This window comes from Microbacterium sp. cf332, assembly GCF_900102175.1.
GTDB lineage: Bacteria > Actinomycetota > Actinomycetes > Actinomycetales > Microbacteriaceae > Microbacterium.
In genome coordinates, this window is the sequence record NZ_FNKN01000001.1 from 449,583 (window position 1) to 467,466 (window position 17,884).

The 17,884-nt window shown below is 67.8% G+C and carries 18 protein-coding genes and 1 pseudogene; 9 read left to right on the forward strand and 10 right to left on the reverse strand.

The features are described from left to right. Positions 1 to 75: 75 nt before the first annotated feature. On the forward strand, positions 76 to 1,245 hold the full coding sequence (locus BLT21_RS02105; RefSeq protein ID WP_091498490.1) for a glutamate--cysteine ligase: 1,170 nt from the start codon (positions 76 to 78) through the stop codon (positions 1,243 to 1,245). A gap of 1 nt (position 1,246) precedes the next feature. Here BLT21_RS02105 and ffh read toward each other — a convergent pair whose 3' ends face one another. Both ffh and BLT21_RS02115 read right to left on the reverse strand, forming a co-directional pair. Then, positions 1,247 to 2,797, reverse strand: coding sequence for a signal recognition particle protein (gene ffh, locus BLT21_RS02110; protein ID WP_091498494.1), 1,551 nt, complete (start codon positions 2,795 to 2,797; stop codon positions 1,247 to 1,249). A gap of 59 nt (positions 2,798 to 2,856) precedes the next feature. Beyond that, on the reverse strand, positions 2,857 to 3,423 hold the full coding sequence (locus BLT21_RS02115; protein WP_091498499.1) for a TetR/AcrR family transcriptional regulator: 567 nt from the start codon (positions 3,421 to 3,423) through the stop codon (positions 2,857 to 2,859). Positions 3,424 to 3,481: 58 nt separating this feature from the next. Here BLT21_RS02115 and lipB point away from each other — a divergent pair, with 58 nt between their 5' ends. Both lipB and lipA read left to right on the forward strand, forming a co-directional pair. After that, positions 3,482 to 4,120 carry a lipoyl(octanoyl) transferase LipB gene (gene lipB, locus BLT21_RS02120; protein ID WP_091498502.1) on the forward strand — a complete coding sequence of 213 codons (639 nt, stop codon included), beginning with the start codon at positions 3,482 to 3,484 and terminating at the stop codon, positions 4,118 to 4,120. Next, positions 4,117 to 5,136, forward strand: a complete 1,020-nt coding sequence (lipA, locus tag BLT21_RS02125; RefSeq protein WP_091498505.1) for a lipoyl synthase — start codon at positions 4,117 to 4,119, stop codon at positions 5,134 to 5,136. Before lipB ends, lipA begins: the two co-directional genes overlap by 4 nt. A gap of 24 nt (positions 5,137 to 5,160) precedes the next feature. On the opposite strand, the gene BLT21_RS02130 is transcribed toward lipA, so the two are convergent. From BLT21_RS02130 to smc, 4 genes are read right to left on the reverse strand one after another with little or no spacing between them, the layout of a single operon-like run. Next, on the reverse strand, positions 5,161 to 5,604 hold the full coding sequence (locus BLT21_RS02130) for an MSMEG_6728 family protein (protein ID WP_091498508.1): 444 nt from the start codon (positions 5,602 to 5,604) through the stop codon (positions 5,161 to 5,163). A gap of 1 nt (position 5,605) precedes the next feature. Continuing rightward, entirely contained in the window at positions 5,606 to 6,106 is a 501-nt protein-coding gene (locus tag BLT21_RS02135; protein WP_091498511.1) for a DUF2004 domain-containing protein, read from the reverse strand. Between the two features lie 60 nt (positions 6,107 to 6,166). Next, positions 6,167 to 7,039, reverse strand: a complete 873-nt coding sequence (gene ftsY, locus BLT21_RS02140; protein WP_091498515.1) for a signal recognition particle-docking protein FtsY — start codon at positions 7,037 to 7,039, stop codon at positions 6,167 to 6,169. 4 nt (positions 7,040 to 7,043) lie between these two features. Beyond that, entirely contained in the window at positions 7,044 to 10,550 is a 3,507-nt protein-coding gene (smc, locus tag BLT21_RS02145) for a chromosome segregation protein SMC (protein ID WP_091498519.1), read from the reverse strand. Between the two features lie 370 nt (positions 10,551 to 10,920). Between smc and BLT21_RS02150 the strand changes: the two genes are divergently transcribed. Together BLT21_RS02150 and BLT21_RS02155 are read left to right on the forward strand one after the other, a co-directional pair. Beyond that, entirely contained in the window at positions 10,921 to 11,172 is a 252-nt protein-coding gene (locus BLT21_RS02150) for a hypothetical protein (RefSeq protein WP_091498522.1), read from the forward strand. Positions 11,173 to 11,220: 48 nt separating this feature from the next. Next, a complete protein-coding gene (locus BLT21_RS02155; RefSeq protein WP_091498525.1) occupies positions 11,221 to 12,351 on the forward strand; it encodes a GNAT family N-acetyltransferase in 1,131 nt (376 codons plus the stop codon). Here BLT21_RS02155 and BLT21_RS02160 read toward each other — a convergent pair. The 3 genes and pseudogenes from BLT21_RS02160 to BLT21_RS15485 all read right to left on the reverse strand — a co-directional run. Then, positions 12,296 to 12,436, reverse strand: a pseudogene (locus BLT21_RS02160) (zinc finger domain-containing protein); the annotation flags it as partial. The gene BLT21_RS02155 and the pseudogene BLT21_RS02160 overlap by 56 nt on opposite strands. A gap of 45 nt (positions 12,437 to 12,481) precedes the next feature. Continuing rightward, complete coding sequence (locus tag BLT21_RS02165; RefSeq protein ID WP_091498529.1) at positions 12,482 to 12,823, reverse strand: hypothetical protein; 342 nt, start codon at positions 12,821 to 12,823, stop codon at positions 12,482 to 12,484. Between the two features lie 117 nt (positions 12,824 to 12,940). Continuing rightward, complete coding sequence (locus BLT21_RS15485) at positions 12,941 to 13,237, reverse strand: hypothetical protein (protein ID WP_143024922.1); 297 nt, start codon at positions 13,235 to 13,237, stop codon at positions 12,941 to 12,943. Between the two features lie 107 nt (positions 13,238 to 13,344). Here BLT21_RS15485 and BLT21_RS02170 point away from each other — a divergent pair, with 107 nt between their 5' ends. The 3 genes from BLT21_RS02170 to BLT21_RS02180 all read left to right on the forward strand — a co-directional run bounded on the left by BLT21_RS02170 (position 13,345) and on the right by BLT21_RS02180 (position 15,325). Beyond that, positions 13,345 to 13,569, forward strand: coding sequence for a helix-turn-helix domain-containing protein (locus BLT21_RS02170; RefSeq protein WP_091498533.1), 225 nt, complete (start codon positions 13,345 to 13,347; stop codon positions 13,567 to 13,569). Positions 13,570 to 13,727: 158 nt separating this feature from the next. Continuing rightward, the gene (locus BLT21_RS02175) at positions 13,728 to 14,342 is read left to right on the forward strand and encodes an SDR family oxidoreductase (protein ID WP_176786788.1); all 615 of its coding nucleotides are present in this window, start codon (positions 13,728 to 13,730) and stop codon (positions 14,340 to 14,342) included. A gap of 179 nt (positions 14,343 to 14,521) precedes the next feature. After that, the gene (locus BLT21_RS02180) at positions 14,522 to 15,325 is read left to right on the forward strand and encodes a hypothetical protein (RefSeq protein ID WP_143024924.1); all 804 of its coding nucleotides are present in this window, start codon (positions 14,522 to 14,524) and stop codon (positions 15,323 to 15,325) included. A 39-nt stretch (positions 15,326 to 15,364) separates the two neighbouring features. Here the strand turns inward: BLT21_RS02180 and BLT21_RS02185 are convergent, their stop codons facing one another. Beyond that, the gene (locus BLT21_RS02185) at positions 15,365 to 16,195 is read right to left on the reverse strand and encodes a hypothetical protein (RefSeq protein WP_143024925.1); all 831 of its coding nucleotides are present in this window, start codon (positions 16,193 to 16,195) and stop codon (positions 15,365 to 15,367) included. A 187-nt stretch (positions 16,196 to 16,382) separates the two neighbouring features. On the opposite strand from BLT21_RS02185, the gene BLT21_RS02190 reads away from it, so the two are divergent. Beyond that, positions 16,383 to 17,876 (forward strand): hypothetical protein, encoded by a 1,494-nt coding sequence (locus tag BLT21_RS02190; protein ID WP_091498549.1) that lies wholly within the window; start codon positions 16,383 to 16,385, stop codon positions 17,874 to 17,876. Positions 17,877 to 17,884: the final 8 nt, after the last annotated feature.

Below are 17,884 nucleotides of genomic sequence, written 5' to 3' on the forward strand. Positions count from 1 at the left end.
GTGGTCCAACCGTCTATTTTGCCAGATGATGACGGCTGTCGCGAACCGCGCGGCACCGCGTGTCAGACTGAGCGCATGACGGTCCCTTTCGCCACGTCCGCCCGATCCTCTGTGGGCATCGAATGGGAGCTCATGCTCGCCGACCGCGACAGCGGCGATCTCGCGCCGCGCGCGCCGGAGGTCCTCGCCGAGGTCGAGGAGTCGTCCGCACTGGAGCGGTACACGATCACGGGTGAACTGCTCACGAACACGATCGAGGTCACGAGCGGCGTGGGCGACACCGTGGCCGCTGCCGTCGACGACATCGACGACGCCATCCAGCGGGTCCGCGAGTTCGCGGCACCGCGCGGGCTCGAGATGCTCTGCGCCGGCAGCCACCCGTTCGCGCGGTGGTACGAACAGGAGATCACCGACAAGACCCGGTACCACAAGCTCATCGAGCGGACGCAGTGGTGGGGACGGAACATGATGATCTGGGGCATCCACATCCATGTCGGCGTCGAGGACGTCAACAAGGTGTTCCCGCTGATCAACGCCCTGTCGCTCTACCTCCCGCATCTTCAGGCACTGTCGGCATCCAGTCCGTTCTGGGCGGGCGATCGAACCGGGTACGCGTCGAACCGCGCACTCGTCTTCCAGCAGCTCCCGACCGCGGGCCTCCCGTGGGACTTCACGGAGTGGCGCGACTTCGAGAACTACCTCGACGGGATGGTGCGCACCGGTGTCATGGAGGACGCGTCCGAGGTGCGCTGGGACATCCGCCCCGCGCCCAAGTGGGGCACGATCGAGATCCGCGCCTGCGACGGGATGTCCACGCTCCCCGAGCTCGCCGCCGTCGCGTCGCTCGTCCAGGTACTGACCGAGCACCTGTCGCGCGAGCTCGACGAAGGACGTGAGCTGCCGACGATCCCGCCGTGGTTCGTCCGCGAGAACAAGTGGCGCGCCGCCCGCTACGGGCTCGACGCGCGTCTGATCGTCGACGCCGACGGCACGCAGCGCCACGTGGCCGACCACCTGCGCGAGACGGTCGAGAGGCTCGCGCCGATCGCGGCAGAGCTGCACTGCGCCCGGGAGTTCCAGGGGGTCACGACGATCCTCGACCAGGGGGCGAGCTACCTGCGTCAAACCCGCATCGCCGACGCCGCCGACGGCGACCTGCGCGAGGTCGTGCAGCACCTCATCCGCGAGTTCCGCGACGGTCCGACCCTGCGCCAGCACCTCGCGCAGCCCGACGCGCCCCGCTGAGTCAGCCCTTTCCGAAGAGCTTCTGGATCTCGGCGAGGTCGGCCTCGCTCGGCTGGGCCTGGCCGCCGCCCAAGCCGAAGCCCGATCCGGTGGGGGCCGTCGCCGTGGTGACGCCCGCGTTCTCGGCGGCGCGCTTGGCCGGGTTCCCCGAACGCGACCCGCTCTTGCCCTTCGCCTGCTTGCCGCGCTTGCTCGACGCTCCCGGCTTGCCGCCCATCGGCCCCATACCGGGGATGTTGGGCACACCGCCGCGCGCGACGGTCTTCATCATCTTCGCGGCCTGCTCGAACCGCTGGACGAGCTGGTTCACGTCGGTCACCGTCATGCCGGATCCGCGCGCGATGCGCAGCCGCCGCGAGCCGTTCAGGACCTTGGGGTTTCGTCGCTCCCCCGGCGTCATCGACCGGATGATCGCCTCGGTGCGGTCGATCTCGCGCTCGTCGAACTGCTCGAGCTGCTGCTTCATCTGACCCATGCCCGGGAGCATCCCGAGCATCTTCTTCATCGATCCCATCTTCTTCATCTGCTGAAGCTGGTCGAGGAAGTCCTCGAGGGTGAACTGCTCCTTCGCGAGCTTCTCGGCGACCGCGAGCGCCTCCTCCTCGTCGAACGCCTGCTGCGCCTGTTCGATGAGGGTGAGGATGTCACCGAGGTCGAGGATTCGGCTCGCCATGCGATCGGGGTAGAAAGGCTCGAGGTCGTCGAGCCCCTCACCGGTCGAGGCGAAGATGATGGGCCGCTGCGTGACCGATGCGACCGACAGCGCGGCGCCGCCGCGCGCGTCACCGTCGAGCTTCGAGAGGACGACGCCCGTGAAGTCGACACCCTCCTGGAACGCCTTCGCGGTGTTCACCGCGTCCTGACCGATCATCGCGTCGATGACGAAGAGCACCTCGTCGGGATCGGTCGCCGTGCGGATGTCCGCAGCCTGCTTCATCAGCTCGGCGTCGACACCGAGCCGGCCGGCCGTGTCGATGATGACCACATCGTGCTGCTGACGACGGGCGTGCTCGACGCCGTCGCGCGCGACACGCACCGGGTCGCCGACGCCGTTGCCCGGCTGAGGCGCGTAGATGGCGGCGCCGGCGCGCTCGGCCACGACCTGCAGCTGGTTGACGGCGTTGGGGCGCTGCAGGTCGCAGGCCACGAGCAACGGCGTGTGACCGTCCTTCTCGAGCTGCTTGGCCAGCTTGCCTGCGAAGGTGGTCTTGCCCGACCCCTGCAGCCCCGCCAGCATGATGACGGTCGGCGGGTTCTTGGCGAACTGCAACCGACGCTGCTCACCGCCGAGGATGCCGACGAGTTCCTCGTTGACGATCTGCACGACCTGCTGGGCGGGGTTGAGGGCGCGGTTGACTTCGTCGCCGAGGGCGCGCTCGCGCACCTTGGCGGTGAACTCCTTGACGACGACGAGAGCGACGTCGGCATCGAGCAGCGCTCGGCGGATCTCGCGCACGGTCTGGTCGACGTCGGCCGCCGAGAGCTTGCCTTTTGTGCGAAGGTTCCGGAAGGTCTCGGTGAGACGGTCGGAGAGCGTGCCGAAAGTTGCCATGATGCCTTGATTCTATGCGAGAGGGCGGTGACGGGCGGGCACACGCCCGGCCGCGCGCGTCAGGCGCCGCGCACGATCGCGACAGCGCGCGTGATCTCCTGCGCCAGATCGGAACGCCCCGCTCCTCCGCGCGCCCATGCGCGCACCGCACCGAGCACCGCGCCGCCCCAGGCCGCACCCCGGATGTCGCACTCCAGCCGTGCGACCCCCGAACGCTCCAGCGCGCCGGCCGCGGCGGCGGCGATGCGCGCCGAACGCCATGCCGCATCCCGCGGGAGATCGTCCGCGAGCCCCATCGCTACGTCGTTGACGATCGCGAGCGCCAGGGCGTCGGGCGCGAAACCGTCGCCGAGCTCCGCGACCGCGCGCGCGACCGCGGAGTCGCCCTGCGCCGTGAGCAAGGCGGACTCGAGGACGTCGATACGAGCATCGAGACCCGACCACAGCACCGCGGACTTCGAGGAGAAGTAGTTGAAGAAGGACGACCTGCTGACCCCCGCGCGCCGCGTGATGTCCGCGACGGCCGTCGCTTCATAGCCGCGCTCGAGGAAGAGCTCGCATGCCGCCTCGGCGAGGGTCTCCCGCGATGACACGCGGGGCCGACCCGCCCGACTGCTGGATGTCACCAGCACAGCCTAGACGTGCCCTATTCTTGGACGCAGTCCAGTATCTCGAGGAGAAATCGTGCTCGATGTCCGCATCGTGGGTCTGAGCCCCGCCGTCGTCCCGTACACCGAGGCGTGGGAGCTCCAACGCCGGGTCCACGGGGCTGTCGTCTCCGGGGCTCCGGACACGCTGCTCCTGCTCGAACACGACGCGGTCTTCACCGCCGGGGCGCGCACCGAGCCCGCCGAGCGCCCCGCGGACGGCACCCCCGTCATCGACGTCGACCGAGGCGGCAAGATCACCTGGCACGGGCCGGGGCAGCTGGTGGGCTACCCCATCGTCCGACTCCCCGAGCCGGTCGATGTCGTCTCGCACGTGCGCCGCCTCGAACACGTGCTGATCGCCGCGGTCGCCGACCACGGCGTCACCGCGCGTCAGATCGCGGGCCGCAGCGGCGTCTGGGTGGAGGAGGACGGGCGCGACGCCAAGATCGCGGCCATCGGCGTACGGGTGCAGCGGGGGGTGACGATGCACGGCTTCGCGCTCAACTGCGACAACGACCTCGCTCCGTTCCGACGCATCGTGCCGTGCGGCATCTCCGACGCCGGCGTCACGTCACTCACGTCCGTCCTCGGCCGCGACGTGTCGCCCTCCGACGTCGTCGACACGATCGTGGACCGCTTCCGTTCCGAGTTCCGCGCGGCGGTGGCGGCATGACCGGGTGCGCGGTTCCCGCAGCACCCGCAGCGGGCGGGCCCGAGGGGCGCAAGCTTCTCCGCCTCGAGGTGCGGAACGCGCAGACCCCGATCGAGCGCAAGCCGGAATGGATCAAGACCAAAGCCCGGATGGGCCAGGAGTACCGCGCGCTGCACGACCTCGTGCGCGACGAGGGCCTCCACACGGTCTGCCAGGAGGCCGGCTGCCCCAACATCTACGAGTGCTGGGAGGACCGCGAGGCGACCTTCCTCATCGGCGGATCCCAATGCACCCGCCGATGCGACTTCTGTCAGATCGACACGGGCAAGCCTGCCGACTACGACACGGACGAGCCGCGTCGGGTCGCTGAGAGCGTCAGCCGGATGCAGCTCCGCTACGCCACGGTCACCGGCGTGGCGCGCGACGACCTCGCCGACGGCGGCGCGTGGCTCCACGCCGAGACGGTGCGCCGGATCCACGCTGACAACCCCGGGACCGGCGTCGAGATCCTCGCGACGGACTTCAACGGGGACCCCGCCCAGCTCGACGAGGTCTTCTCGTCCCGCCCCGAGGTCTTCGCGCACAACGTCGAGACCGTTCCCCGCATCTTCAAGCGCATCCGCCCCGCCTTCCGCTACGACCGATCGCTCGGCGTGCTCACGCGCGCGCGGGAAGCGGGCCTGATCACCAAGTCGAATCTGATCCTCGGGATGGGCGAGACCCCCGACGAGGTCGTGCAGGCGCTGCAGGACCTGCACGATGCAGGCACGGACATCATCACCATCACGCAGTATCTGCGGCCCACGCCCCGCCATCTGCCGGTGGACCGCTGGGTCAAGCCGGAGGAGTTCGTCGGGTTCCGCGAAGAGGCCGAGCGAATCGGCTTCCTCGGTGTCCTCGCCGGCCCCCTCGTGCGGTCCTCCTACCGTGCGGGGCGGCTCTGGGCGCAATCGATGACGGCGAAGGGGCGCGAGATCCCTGCGCACCTCACCCATCTGGCCGAGTCGGCGTCCTCGGGCTTCGCGCAGGCGGTCTGACGCTCGCCCGGCCCGTCGTCGCGTTCAGGCGGCCGTCGGGTCGGGCGGCCAGACGTACGGCAGATCGTCGGGGACGTCGCCGAACCGCTCCCGGTAGAACGTGGGGTCCTTGCGCACCAGGTTCGAACGGTGCGACAGGTGGAACGCCTCTTCTCCGAGCCACGGCGGCAGCTCGAGCCGGTGCTGCTCGACGCCGTCCACCTCGGGTGCGAACTCGAGGATCTGTGCGCGGACGGAGTCCGCGTGCCCCGCGGCGACCCAGACATCCGTCATCGCGAGCCCGTAGGCCGTCAGGGCGGGCAGGAACCCCCGCCACATCTTCGCCGCGGGGTGATTGCGCCAGCCGTAGCCGGGAACCGTGTTCGCCCGGAGGAGCTGCAGCGCTTCGACGCGCTGCTTTCCCAGACGGGGCTGGTCGAGGACGGCCGCCGACTCGGCGAACGACGGATACGGCAGGAACGTCTGCACGTCAGTCGGCGCTGGTGACCGACTGGATACTGCCGTCGCTCGTCAGGTTCACGAGGAGAACCTCCTCGGTCGAGTCGGGATCGAGCGCGTATTCGAGCACCGCGAACGGGTCGGAGCCCCCGTGCTCGTCGGCGAGGATCGTCATGCTGATGAGCTGCAGCGACCGGATGACGTCCATGTGCGTGTCGCCGGAGATATCGACCAGATACGACTCGATGTCGTCGCCGAGCTCCTCCTGCTGCTGCAGGATGAACTCCGTGACCTCGCTCGTGCGGTCGTTCAGTTCCGACACCATCGCATTGCGAGCGGACAGGTCGATCGACTCGATCGCGGAGATCATCGCGGCTGCGACATCGAGAGCCGCCGGAGACACGTCGTCCTGATCGGGCGCGGTGAGGTCGACCGTGACCGTCTGGTCGCCGATCTCGACGTGATCCGACCAGAAGATCGATCCGTCCGGCCCCGATTCGAGGAGTCCGAAGTAGTCGTGCTCGATCGCCATGTGTTTATGAAACCAGCCGTGAGGGTGCGGGGGAAGTGGTGCTGCGGCGCGGCGCGCGAGTCAATCGACCAGCGCTGCCGCGAAGACGTGCGGAGTGAAGCCCGTGAGGTCGTTGACGCCCTCTCCCTGCCCGAGCAGCTTGACCGGGATGCCGGTGCGCTCCTGGACCGCCAGGACGAATCCGCCGCGCGCCGACCCGTCGAGCTTGGTGAGCACGAGACCGGTGACGCCGGCGTGCTCGAGGAAGGCCTCGGCCTGCATGACGCCGTTCTGGCCCGTCGTCGCGTCGAGCACGAGGAGCACCTCGCTGATGGGCGCCTGCTTCTCGATGACCCGTCTGATCTTCGTGAGCTCGTCCATCAGGCCGCCCTTGGTGTGCAGACGCCCCGCGGTGTCGACGAGCACGATCTCGGTGCCCGTGCTCTTCGCGAAGTCGATCGTCTGGAATGCGACCGATGCCGGATCCTGACCCTCGTGCTGTGGACGGACGATCTGAGCGCCCCCGCGTTCGGCCCATGTGGCCAGCTGGTCGACCGCCGCCGCACGGAATGTGTCGGCGGCGCCGACCACCACCGAGCGGCCGTACCGCTGCAGGAACTTCGCGAACTTGCCGATCGTGGTGGTCTTGCCGACGCCGTTCACTCCGACGACGAGCACGACCGCGGGTCGCTCGGTCAGCCGGAGCGTCGAGTCGAATGCGGCGAAGCGCTCTTCCAATGTCTCCTTGAGCATCCGCTGGAGGTCGCGCGGGTCGGTCGTGCGGTAACGCTCGACCTTCCCGCGCAGATCCTCGACGAGGCGCTCGGTGATGTCGGGACCGAAGTCGGCGGTCAGCAGCGCCGTCTCGAGGTCGTCCCACGTGTTCTCGTCGATGGTCGGCTTGACGAAGAGGCCGCGCAGCGCGCGCGAGAGCGACCAGGGGTTCTCAGCCATGACCTCAGCCTACGGCGCCCGCGCGCTCCCGCACGCGCTGGCCGACGACCGCCGACACCCCGTCCTGCCGCATCGATACGCCGTAGAGCGCATCCGCGATCTCCATCGTGCGCTTCTGGTGCGTGATGACGATGAGCTGACTGGATTCGCGGAGCTGCTCGAATACACCGAGCAGCCTGCCCAGGTTCGCATCGTCGAGCGCCGCCTCGACCTCATCGAGGATGTAGAAGGGGCTGGGCCGCGCCTTGAAGATCGCCGTCAGCAGCGCGACGGCCGCGAGCGAGCGCTCGCCGCCGGAAAGCAGCGACAGCCGCTCGATCTTCTTGCCGACCGGACGGACGGCGACCTCGATACCGGTCGTCAGCGGGTTCTCCGGATCGGTGAGGGAGATGCTGCCGGTGCCGCCCGGGAAGAGGATCGGGAACACCTCGCCGAAGGCGATCCTGGTGTCCTCGAAAGCCGCGAGGAAGATCGTCTGCATCCGCTCGTCGAGTTCGCCGATGATGGTGAGCAGGTCGGCCCGCGTCTGCGTGAGATCGGCGAGCTGCTCGGTCAGGAACGCGTGTCGCTGCTCGAGAGCGGCGTACTCCTCGAGCGCGAGCGGGTTGACGCGGCCGAGCTGCGCGAGCTTGCGTTCGGCATCCGCCAGTCGTCGCCGCTGCGCGGGTCGGTCGAATGGCGTCTCCGTCCCGTCGTCACCGACGATCAGCTGGTCGGGGCCGTATTCCGAAACGAGAATGTCCTCGTCGAAGCCGAGCTCGGAGGCGACGCGCTCCAAGAGGCTCGTCAGGTGCAGCTTCTTCTCGTGCATCTGCATCTCGAGACCGTGCACCGACTCGGTCAGTGCGGAGAGTCGCGCGCGAGTCGTCTGGTCCTGGCGGCGCAGTTCGCCGAGCTCGGCGGTGATCTCGCTGCGCGCCTGCTCCGCCCGCCCGAGCTCGACGCGCGCGGCCGCGACCGAGCGATCGATCGACTGGAGCAGCGGGGGCAGTTGGGCGGCCACCGCCTCTGCGATCTCCCGCTGCCGACGCCGGATGACGGCTCGTCGGGCGGCTTCGGCCGCCGCGGCCCGCTCGCGCTCGCGCTGCCGCTCGAGCTGGGCGACGCGAGCCTCACCGGCGCGGACGCGCTCGCGCAGCGTCTCGACGTCGAGGCGCGCCCGCATCTCGTGCTCCCGTGCGTGTTCGAGCGCGTCGAGCAGACCGTCACGGGCCGAGGCATCGAGGATCGGACGGGGAGCAGCGGCGGCGGTCGCGAGCGCGTCCTCCGCCTCGCGCGCCGACGACTCGCCCTCGGTCGCGGCGACGACCGCCGGCGCGATACCCGCCTCGAGTCGGTCGCACTCCGCGGACGCGGCCTCGTATCTCACCGTCGCGCGGTTGAGCTTCTCGGCGTCGGCGGCGAGAGCCGCATCGTGAGCGCGAAGCGTCTCGAGTGCGGTCCTCGTCCGGGAGCGCGCCTCGTTCCAGGCCGACTGCGCGTCCGACAACGACTCGCGCAGCGCATCGGCCACGACGCGCATCTCGCTCAGGCGATCCGCCGCCGCATCGCGCTCGGCGGCGAGCTCGAGGCGCGAACGTCCCGCTCCCGACCCGGCACGGACGGTGCGCCACGAGACGACCTCGCCGCTCCGGGTCACGACGACGGCGCGCTCGCGCGTCGACGCGTCCCACGCGTCGCGCAGTCGGACGGCCGCCTCGAGTTCGTCGACGATCAGCACGCCCGCGAGCTGGCCGACGACCCCGTCCGGACCCGAGATCACGTCGACCGCCCTTACCGCCCCCTCGGCCTCGCCGATCGCCGGCCCTGCGGCGGCATCCGCGAGCACGATGTCGACGACGCCGAGATCGTCGGACGCTGCCGTCGCGGCCGCCCGCAGCGCCGCTGCGACGTCCACGGCGAGCACGCCTTCGGCCAGTGCGCCGAGTGCCGCGGCGATGGGCGCCTCGTAACCGGGCTCGACCTTGAGCGCGTCGGAGACCAGCGACGACAGCCCGTCGTCGCCGCGGGAAAGGAGATCGGCGGCAGCGTTGCGCACCTCGAGCGCCCTGCCGAGCGCTGCCGTCTGCGCCGTGAGCGACTCGACCTCGCGCTCGGCCGCGTGCAGCCGTTCGCGGATGCCGGACAGCTCGCCCTCGGCTGCGGTCGCATCGCGCTGAGCCCGCTCGTACGCCGCCGCGTGCTCGGCCGAACTCCCCTCCGGGGACGCTTCGGACCGGGCCCGTTCGAGTGCTTCCTCCGCCTCTGCCCGCCGGACCCGGGCGGCGTCGAGCCCGCGCTGCTGGCGCTCGACGGCGGCACGCAGGGCCTCGAGGCGTGAGGCAGCGGCCTCGGCGCGGCCACGGAGCTTCGTCAGGCGCATGTCGTGCTCCGACACCAGCGCACTCTGGGCCGCGATGTCGGAGTCCAGAGCGTCGAGTTCCGCGCGGGCGCGGATGACGTCTCGCGAGGCAGCAGCCGCCGCGTCCTGCGCGTCGCCCACCCCCGCGGCGATGTCGTCGACCTCGCGCCGGGCCTCGTCGATCGCAGGCTGCCCCACCGTCGCGACCTCGATCGACAGCTGCCCGTCGTCCTCGAGAAGGGCGCGGCGCTGGGCGGCGAGGGTGTGCAGACCTCGCACCCGCTCCTGGACCTGCTCGAGCGCGAACGCGGTAGCTCGCGCGCGGTCGACGGCCTCCGAGCGCTGCTCGGCCTCGAGCTCGTCGATTCGACGCTTGACGCCGTCCAAGCGGTCCTGCAGGACGAGACGTTCGGCGTGGCGCTCGTGCTCGTCGCGCGCGTGATCGGCCAGCTGCGAACGCAGCCCGACCAGGTCGTCGGCGAACAGCCTGGCCTTGGCGTCTCGGACGACCGCCGCGATCGTGGCGGCCTCGCGCGCGATCTCGGCTTGCTTGCCGAGGGGCTTGAGCTGTCGGCGGAGCTCCCCGGCCAGGTCGCTCAGACGCGTCAGGTTGGTCTCCATGGCCTCGAGCTTGCGGACCGTCTTCTCTTTGCGGCGCCGGTGCTTGAGGATGCCGGCGGCCTCTTCGATGAAGCCGCGACGGTCCTCCGCGCTGGCCTGCAGGACGGTGTCGAGGCGTCCCTGCCCCACGATGACGTGCATCTCGCGCCCCAGGCCGGAGTCGCTCAACAGCTCTTGGACGTCGAGCAGCCGGCAGGTCTCGCCGTTGATCGCGTACTCGCTCGACCCGTTACGGAACAGCGTGCGACTGATGGTCACCTCGGTGTACTCGATCGGGAGCACGCCGTCGTGGTTGTCGATCGTCAGCTGGACCTCGGCGCGGCCGAGCGGCCCGCGGGTCGTCGTCCCGGCGAAGATGACGTCCTCCATCTTGCCGCCGCGGAGAGTCTTCACGCCCTGTTCGCCCATGACCCATGCCAGCGCGTCAACGACGTTCGACTTTCCCGACCCGTTGGGTCCGACGATGCACGTGACGCCGGGTTCGAGCACGAATGTCGTGGGCTGAGCGAACGACTTGAAGCCCTTGAGCGTGACGCTCTTCAGGTGCATGTCGGGCCCTCCCGGCGCTCGGTGAACGACCACACGCTACCGGAGGATGACGTCGGCGACTTGACGCCGCACCGCGGGGACCGCTAGCGTCACTTCCCGCATCCCTCATGAAAGGAGGTTCCCCGATGTTGATCTCTGTCACCGCGTTCACCGCAGTTGCCGTTCGTTCCGAGCACCGCGACCGTTTCTTCCGCGCGATCGGTGGAGCCGCCGTCATGGGTGCTCCGCTGAACGCCTGAGTCCGCGAGTCCCTCGCCCCGTTCCGCCTCTCCGTCCGTGCGCGCCGTTCCGCGCCCGCCGGACTGCAGCCCCCGGCTGCCCTGCGACCCCGCGTCGCCCCGCATTTCCGCCCTCTCCGAACGAGGACACCATGAACACCGTCGTCCGACGACGTCCCGAGGTCGCGCCCGCGCGACCTGCCATCCCCGAGCAGACGGCTCTCGGCCGTCCGACCCTCGCCCAGCGCCTCGCGCTGCGCATCGCACTGCGACTCATCGTGTGGAGCGCGAACCGCGGCGCCAGCTCGGCGCCCGAGGTCGCATACCGTCGCGAACAGCGTGCGGCCCGCGAGGCGCGCGAGCGGCACTGGGAGCGCGCTTACCTGCTCACTCCCTACCGTTGATCCGCGTGGGGTCTCGGCGACGAGACCCCACGCCGTCGAAAGAGAATCATGAACGACATCACTGCGCGGCTCGAGCTGCGCCCCCTCCGCATCCCCGAGAGCATCGATGCACCGGACGCCGCGGATTTCCGCGAGATGGTGCGCGTGCGCAACCTCGTCTATCGCGAGGTCGCCGGTGACGACGACGCCGCGGTCCGACCCGAGGAACTGCTCCCCCGCTACCGGGCGACGCCCGATGAGACGCGCCACGTCTGGCTCGCGCTCTGGCACGGCCGCGTCGTCGGCCGCATCGGTCTCGACATCCCGCACGAGGAGCGATCGGACACCGCATACTGGATCATCGAACTGCTGCGCGAAGCGCACGGCCGTGGCATCGGCTCGGCGGCATACCGGCTGGTCGAGCAGACCGCACGTCGCCACGGACGTCACGCTCTGCAGTCGTACGTCCAGCATCCCGACCAGCCCGGCGAACGTCTGCGCGCACCCACGGGGTTCGGCGACATCCCTCTCGATCGTGCCGCACGATTCCTGGTGCGACACGGGTACAGCCTGGAGCAGATCTATCGAAAGAGCGTCCTCGAGATCGCCGCAGCTGCATCCACGGTCGACGCCCATCTGCACCGCGCCGCCGCGGCGGCGTCGGGCTACCGCGTGGTCTCGTGGACCGCGCCGACACCCGTCGAGTACGTGGACGGATACGCCTGGCTCAAGTCGCGTATGTCGACCGATGCGCCGGCTGCGGCGCTCGATGTCGACGAGGAGGTCTGGGACGCCGCGCGCCTGGCCCGCCACGACGCGCAATACGTCGACGCGGGCCAGACGCTCCTGGTCACCGCGGCGCAGCACATCGACACGGGCGAGCTCGCGGCGTTCAACGAGCTGATGATCGGAGCGGACCTCACCCTGGCGACCCACCAGCACGACACGCTCGTGGCGGGGGCGCATCGCGGGCATCGCCTCGGGATGCTCGTCAAATGCGCAGGTCTCGTCGCCTGGCGCGAGATCGCCCCTCGATCGCCGCGGGTCGTCACCTACAACGCCGAGGAGAATCGTCCGATGCTCGATATCAACGAGGCCATCGGGTTCCGTGCGGTCTCGTACGAGGGCGCCTGGCAGAAGCGGCTCAGGCGGACCGACGACGCTGACAGCGCGGGCAGTAGTGCGACGAACGGTTCGTGAAGGCGACGCGCACGATGGCCGAGCCGCACCGCGAGCATTCCGCTCCGGTGCGGCCGTACGCCTCCAGCGAGTGGGCGAAGTACCCCCACTACAGCAGTAACGTACGTTTACCCTCCTTAATTGGTACACCTCAGCGGCGGGTGCTTGACTTGAGAAGCACAGCGAGGCGGGCTTTCTGCTCCTCGGTGAACGTAGGAGCCGCCGCCCTGATCGCAGCGACATGGCGGCCCTGCGCTTCGGTAGAGAACGCAGCGTCCGGATCTTCAGTCTTGATCAGGTGTTTCCTTACGTGGCGGCCATCGCGTCCGGCCACGACGATCAGCTCGGACGGGAGCGTCCCCTTCTTGATGAGGTTGTAGATCTTCTTGATGAGGTTGTAGATCGTGTTGCGGCTGCACGAGTGCCGCTCGGCAGCCGCTCGAATGTCGAGCCGGATCTCACTGCCGCTTGGACGCTCTTCATCTTGGTTCATCGGCCCTTCCTTCTCGTTCGAGCAGCCGAAGACTGTCCAAGCGAACCCGCGGCGGCGAAGCCTGTCCAACCAACGTGAACGTAGGTAGGAATCGAGAGATTCTGATCGCTGCCGACATCACTGCCGCCGGACTTCTAGCGCGCGGCGGATTCGCGTGATCTGCGACTCCGTCAATGGCGTGGCCGCGGCTCGAATCGCGGCGACGTGGTCGTCGTGGGATCGCAGTCGGTCGATCGCGTCGAGGTCCTGGATGCGGATCATGTGCTTGCGCACGCTGCGGCCGTCGCGCCCGGGAACGCGGACCTTCTCCGACGCGAGCTGCCCTGTCCGGATCAGGTGATAGATGACGTGGACTGGTCGTCCCTGCCGCAGTGCGGCTGTCGGGATGTCTATTCGTCCGTCGGATCGTTCCATCGACTCCGCCCTTCTCAACGCCGTTGTCGAGACTTGTCGTCACCGCGCCGGACGAGTGTGACTCATAGTCCGTGGATTATGAGTCACTTTAACTTCATCGTTGAAGGATGACTACCCCCGCGCACCGGATCGCTTTTGGCGATCAGCTGCGTAGGATGCGCCAGGAGCATGGCTGGGCATCGCAGGAGGCCTTCGCGCACCACGCCGGACTCGACAGGACCTACATCAGCTCGATCGAGCGCGGCCGCCGGAACCCGACGCTCGATGTGATCGTGAAGTTGGCCCGCGCGCTGGAGGTCCGACCTGCGGACCTGCTTGCGACGGTCGAGTAGTCGGCGCGACGACCCACGGAGCGCAGATGACTGACAGCTCCCCCAGCCCTGCATCACGCCTTCACCCTGAGCTTTCTGCGCGCCAAGGCTTCGCGCTGATCTCTGAGGCTGGGTCGGCTCAGAACCTCATGCGCGATTCGGTCCAAGCGATCCGAGACATGAAGTACATCCATCTCGGCGGTGACGCGGTGTTCACGCTCGGCAGCATCGGCGTCGAGAAGACGATGAAGCTGATGCTGGGGTGCGCCGCGGTGAACCAGAATGCGCGGTGGCCTTCGAAGGCCGAGCTGAAAGCTTGGGGCCACGACATCGAACGCCTGAGTGAGCTGCTCGCGGCGACGATCAGCTCAGGCATTGGACGGGCAACAGCGCAAGGATACGCCGAGCAACTTGCCGGGCGCATCGCGAACGGCGAGCTGCTCCCCCTCATATTCGCGACTTTGGCCCGGTACGGCAGATCAGGCCGCTTCCACCACCTGGACATTCTCGCGACAGACGAACCCGGACAGTACGACGACCCTGCGGACTACTGGAGAAGTGTCGAAGCGCATGTCGAGGCCCGGGCGGAATTCCGAGACATTCCTTATGGAGACAATGCAGCGCTGGACGCCTACGAATCGCGATTGCGCGCATTCATCGCTGAAGAAATGGACGTGTGGTGGTTCTGTCTCCATCGTCTCGGCGTCCAGGGCTGCTTCGGCGATCTCGGCGAGAAGATCGGTTGGGAGATATGGGAGACCGGTCGGCCGACACCAGCCAGGCTCGACCTTTAGCGCGCCATCACAAGTTCTGGCCGCGCGGCACGCCTACCATTGAATCCATTGACCATTGAATGGTGCACTACAACTGAACAGGCGGGGTTCTCCCGACCTCAGTAACGCAACGCGTCACCCAGTACAACAAGGAAGTCGGCCAGCCTCGCGGCGGGTTGGTCAATCCGCGGCTGCTGACGGTGACACAGCTCGAAGACGGGCTCGGAGCGCTGGACCACAAGCGCGAGAACGTGCACGCCAGCATCGTCGGCATAGCAGTCGACTATCTCAGCCGACTGGCGGACATCCGCCTCGGCGTCGACGACGGTCCTGTGAAACTGGCTGGTGAAGTTTTCCGAGCCTCGCTGCTCGGAGCTCGACGCCTCACCGACTCAGGCACTCATTCATCCGCCAAAGAAGACGCAGCTCGAGCAATACTCAGCCTGAACATTCTGGAGCATGAGGACGGCACTGCAGCATTCGTCATTGACGACGACGCCGCGCGAATCGCATGCCAGCTCGCGACCTACGATGTCGCGCTGCGCGCAGGCCCTGCTTGGTACAACCCAGAGAGCACCCTGCGCGCGCCGGACGAGACGGCGACTTCCCACATCCTGTCCATGGTCGAGAGGTCGCAGGACTTCTTCGAGGACTACGGACCCATTCTCGAGGTCGCGTTCGTCTTCGTCGACGAGGACGAGTTCGAGGCCGGCGGGCGCGGCGGATACAGCATCTACGTGGACAGCGGAGACGGCGACTTCTTGACAGAGGACACCCTGTGGGACTTCAAGGTCTCGGCCTTGAAACCGAACAAGGACCACACGTTGCAGCTGGTGATGTACTACTTGATGGGTAAGCAGTCCGGACTCCCCCAGTTCGCCACGCAAACGCATGTCGGGATCTTCAACCCGCGGATGAACGCCGTGTACCGCTTGGCGGTCGAAGACGTTCCAGCAGAAGTGCTCGAGACTGTTCGACGCGACGTCATCGGGTACGAAGGGTAGTCAATAGGCCGAGGCGGATGGTTGCGAGTTCGCTAGGGGTCAGCGGAGGGTGTCCACGTCGAAGCCATCGAACTCGGCGCGCGGTATCCCCGCGAACTGTTCGGTCGAAATCCGCCCGACAAAGCACATGTCGCCATCGCTTGGACTCTCAGAGACAGGGATCACCAGCACGAGATCATCATCAATCGCAACTTGGTCAAGGATTAGCAAGCCGTTGTATTCATCCGACGCGTGGCGACCTCTGAGCATTGCGGCGTCAGAGTTGCGACGAAGAACTGACGAGTCGGTTGGGCTGAGCACGATCGCGTAGGTGTTGAGCTCCAATTGGGATTCTGCCGCGTGAAGCATGGCGTCGAGCAACAGCGTCACCGGTGGAAATGCCAAGGCCTCCGGCATGAGATCGCGCAACGAGTCCGCCCGGTCGAACGGGCGCAGCCCTAGCTGTGGGAAGAGCCACTCGTAGACCTCGTCTGTCTGACCGTGATGCCATGATGCGTCAGCGAGCGCCACATACGTTGGCGCATCCATGAAGTCAGGGAAATGGCCTTCCGCGGGAGACGGACCCCAGCCCACGAAAGCGGCGGATTCGATGCTCGGAAACTGGGCCAGCGTTGCGTCGATCGCGGCTGGTGCTCCCATGGTTTCGTCGCGAACGAGCCAGGTGTGAGAGCCTGGTTCACCGGTTCGGGATACAAGGAGCCACTGCTCTCCGTATCGCTCCAGGAGGAGTCGGCCGACCGCGTACGAAACGACAGAGCAGCTTCCTTTTGGAAAGTCCCGAAGCCACATGTTGTTCGCGCGATCGGGATAGCGCAGGAGGAGGTCCGCAACTTCCGTTACGGCTTCAGTCCAGCGCCTGAGTTCGCTCATGAAGCCACCATACTGACTGGGCGTCGACGGGCTACGGCCGCCGATTCATCCGAGACGCAAGTCGGTTACTGGTCACCGCCGGGTACCCATCACATGCACCACGGGTCAAGTGCCTTCGATACGGTGCTCGTATGAAAAGGCCAGTCAACGAACGACAGCTGGAAGTCCTGCGGTGGATCGCTGACGGGTGCCCGAGGACGACAACGTGCACAAGATCAGTGCCGCGGCGCTCAAGTCCCGAGGCCTCGCTTCCATCACCGGTCACGGACGGACCTGGGCCGCCTTGATCACCGACGCCGGCACGCACTACCTCGAGCACGGGAACTACCCGCCAAGCGACGAGCCGCCGGTCGCAGTAGCCGCTGCCAGGCGCTCGCTCCGCAAGACATCACCGAAGCTCGATCTGGGCGAGGGCGCGTTGGACACGCTTGCCGAGGCGAAGGCCTTGATCAAGCAGCTCCAGGAACAAGGGCCACTCACCGTCGCCGACCCAGAGGAGTCGGCCCGTGCTCGCTATCGACGGGTGCTGCACGCGTGCAGGGTCCACCATCTGGTGCCGCACGGGCAAGAATTGCGCTTCACCGGGCGCAGCTCCGGCGACATCGTCATCATGCTCAGCACGGGCTCCCCCGCGGACGCTTCGAACTGGGACCGCATCCGAACGACAGCGCGAACCGTCACGACGAACCTCGAGGCTCTCCGCAGCGCGCTGGAGACGACGACGGTCCTGAACTCGGTCAGCGAAACCCTTCGTCCTCGCGCGATCGAGGTGGTGCTCGGCCTCGCTGAGGAGCTGCGCGCGCACGAGCTGAGGCTCGGGGTGAACGTCAAGCTCAAGACGCCGAAGTTGTTCATCCAGGTCGACACCCGCCGCCGGAGCCTGGAACTGACGGAGCTCTTGGAGGAGGTGCCCCACGTTCCGACGGACGCTGAGCAGCGAGAACTCCGGCGCTCGCCATGGAAGCAGATTCCGAAGTTCGACAGAGTGCCGTCCGGACGGCTGCATCTCAAGATCGAGCGTGACGGATCGCACAAGGTCGATCTCGGACGCCAGAGCTACACGTACGAACGCAACAGCGACAGCTGGTCCGACGAGAAGAAGAAGCTGTTGGAGAGCAGAGTCCGCGAGATCGCGCGCGCGATCAAGAAGGGCGTGGTCGACGACGCCGATGCGGCCGCGCGCGAGAAGCAAAGACGCGCCGAGGCGCATGAAGCATACGAGCGTGAGAAGGCCGCCGAGCGACGAACGTGGGAAGAGGTGCGCGAACGCGCCCGCGCGAAGGCCCTGCTGGTTCAGCGGGAGGTCGTCTTCGCGCGAGCGTTTGAGAGCTGGCAAGGCGCGCAGGAGCTGAGGGACTTCGCAAGGCAGCTCGAGGCGGAAGCAACCGCCAAGGGGCTGCTGGCAGATCGGCCCAGGCTGCGGGAGTGGCTGGAATGCGCGCGCAGCCGTGCGGACGAGTTCGACCCGGTCGTGAACCTCGAGCATCTCGATGACGGAGTCTTCGACGCGGAGCCGTCGGTGAAAGATCTGCGACCGCACATGGAGGGCTGGGACCCCTCAGCGCCGCACAAGCACTACAGCATCGGTCGCGACTCGCACGAGGCTCAGGCCAAGCATGCACCTGAGCCGCGGGCGTGGCACCCTGGCATGCGCGACCGACCGATTTGGTGGCGTCGCTAGCGCCAGAA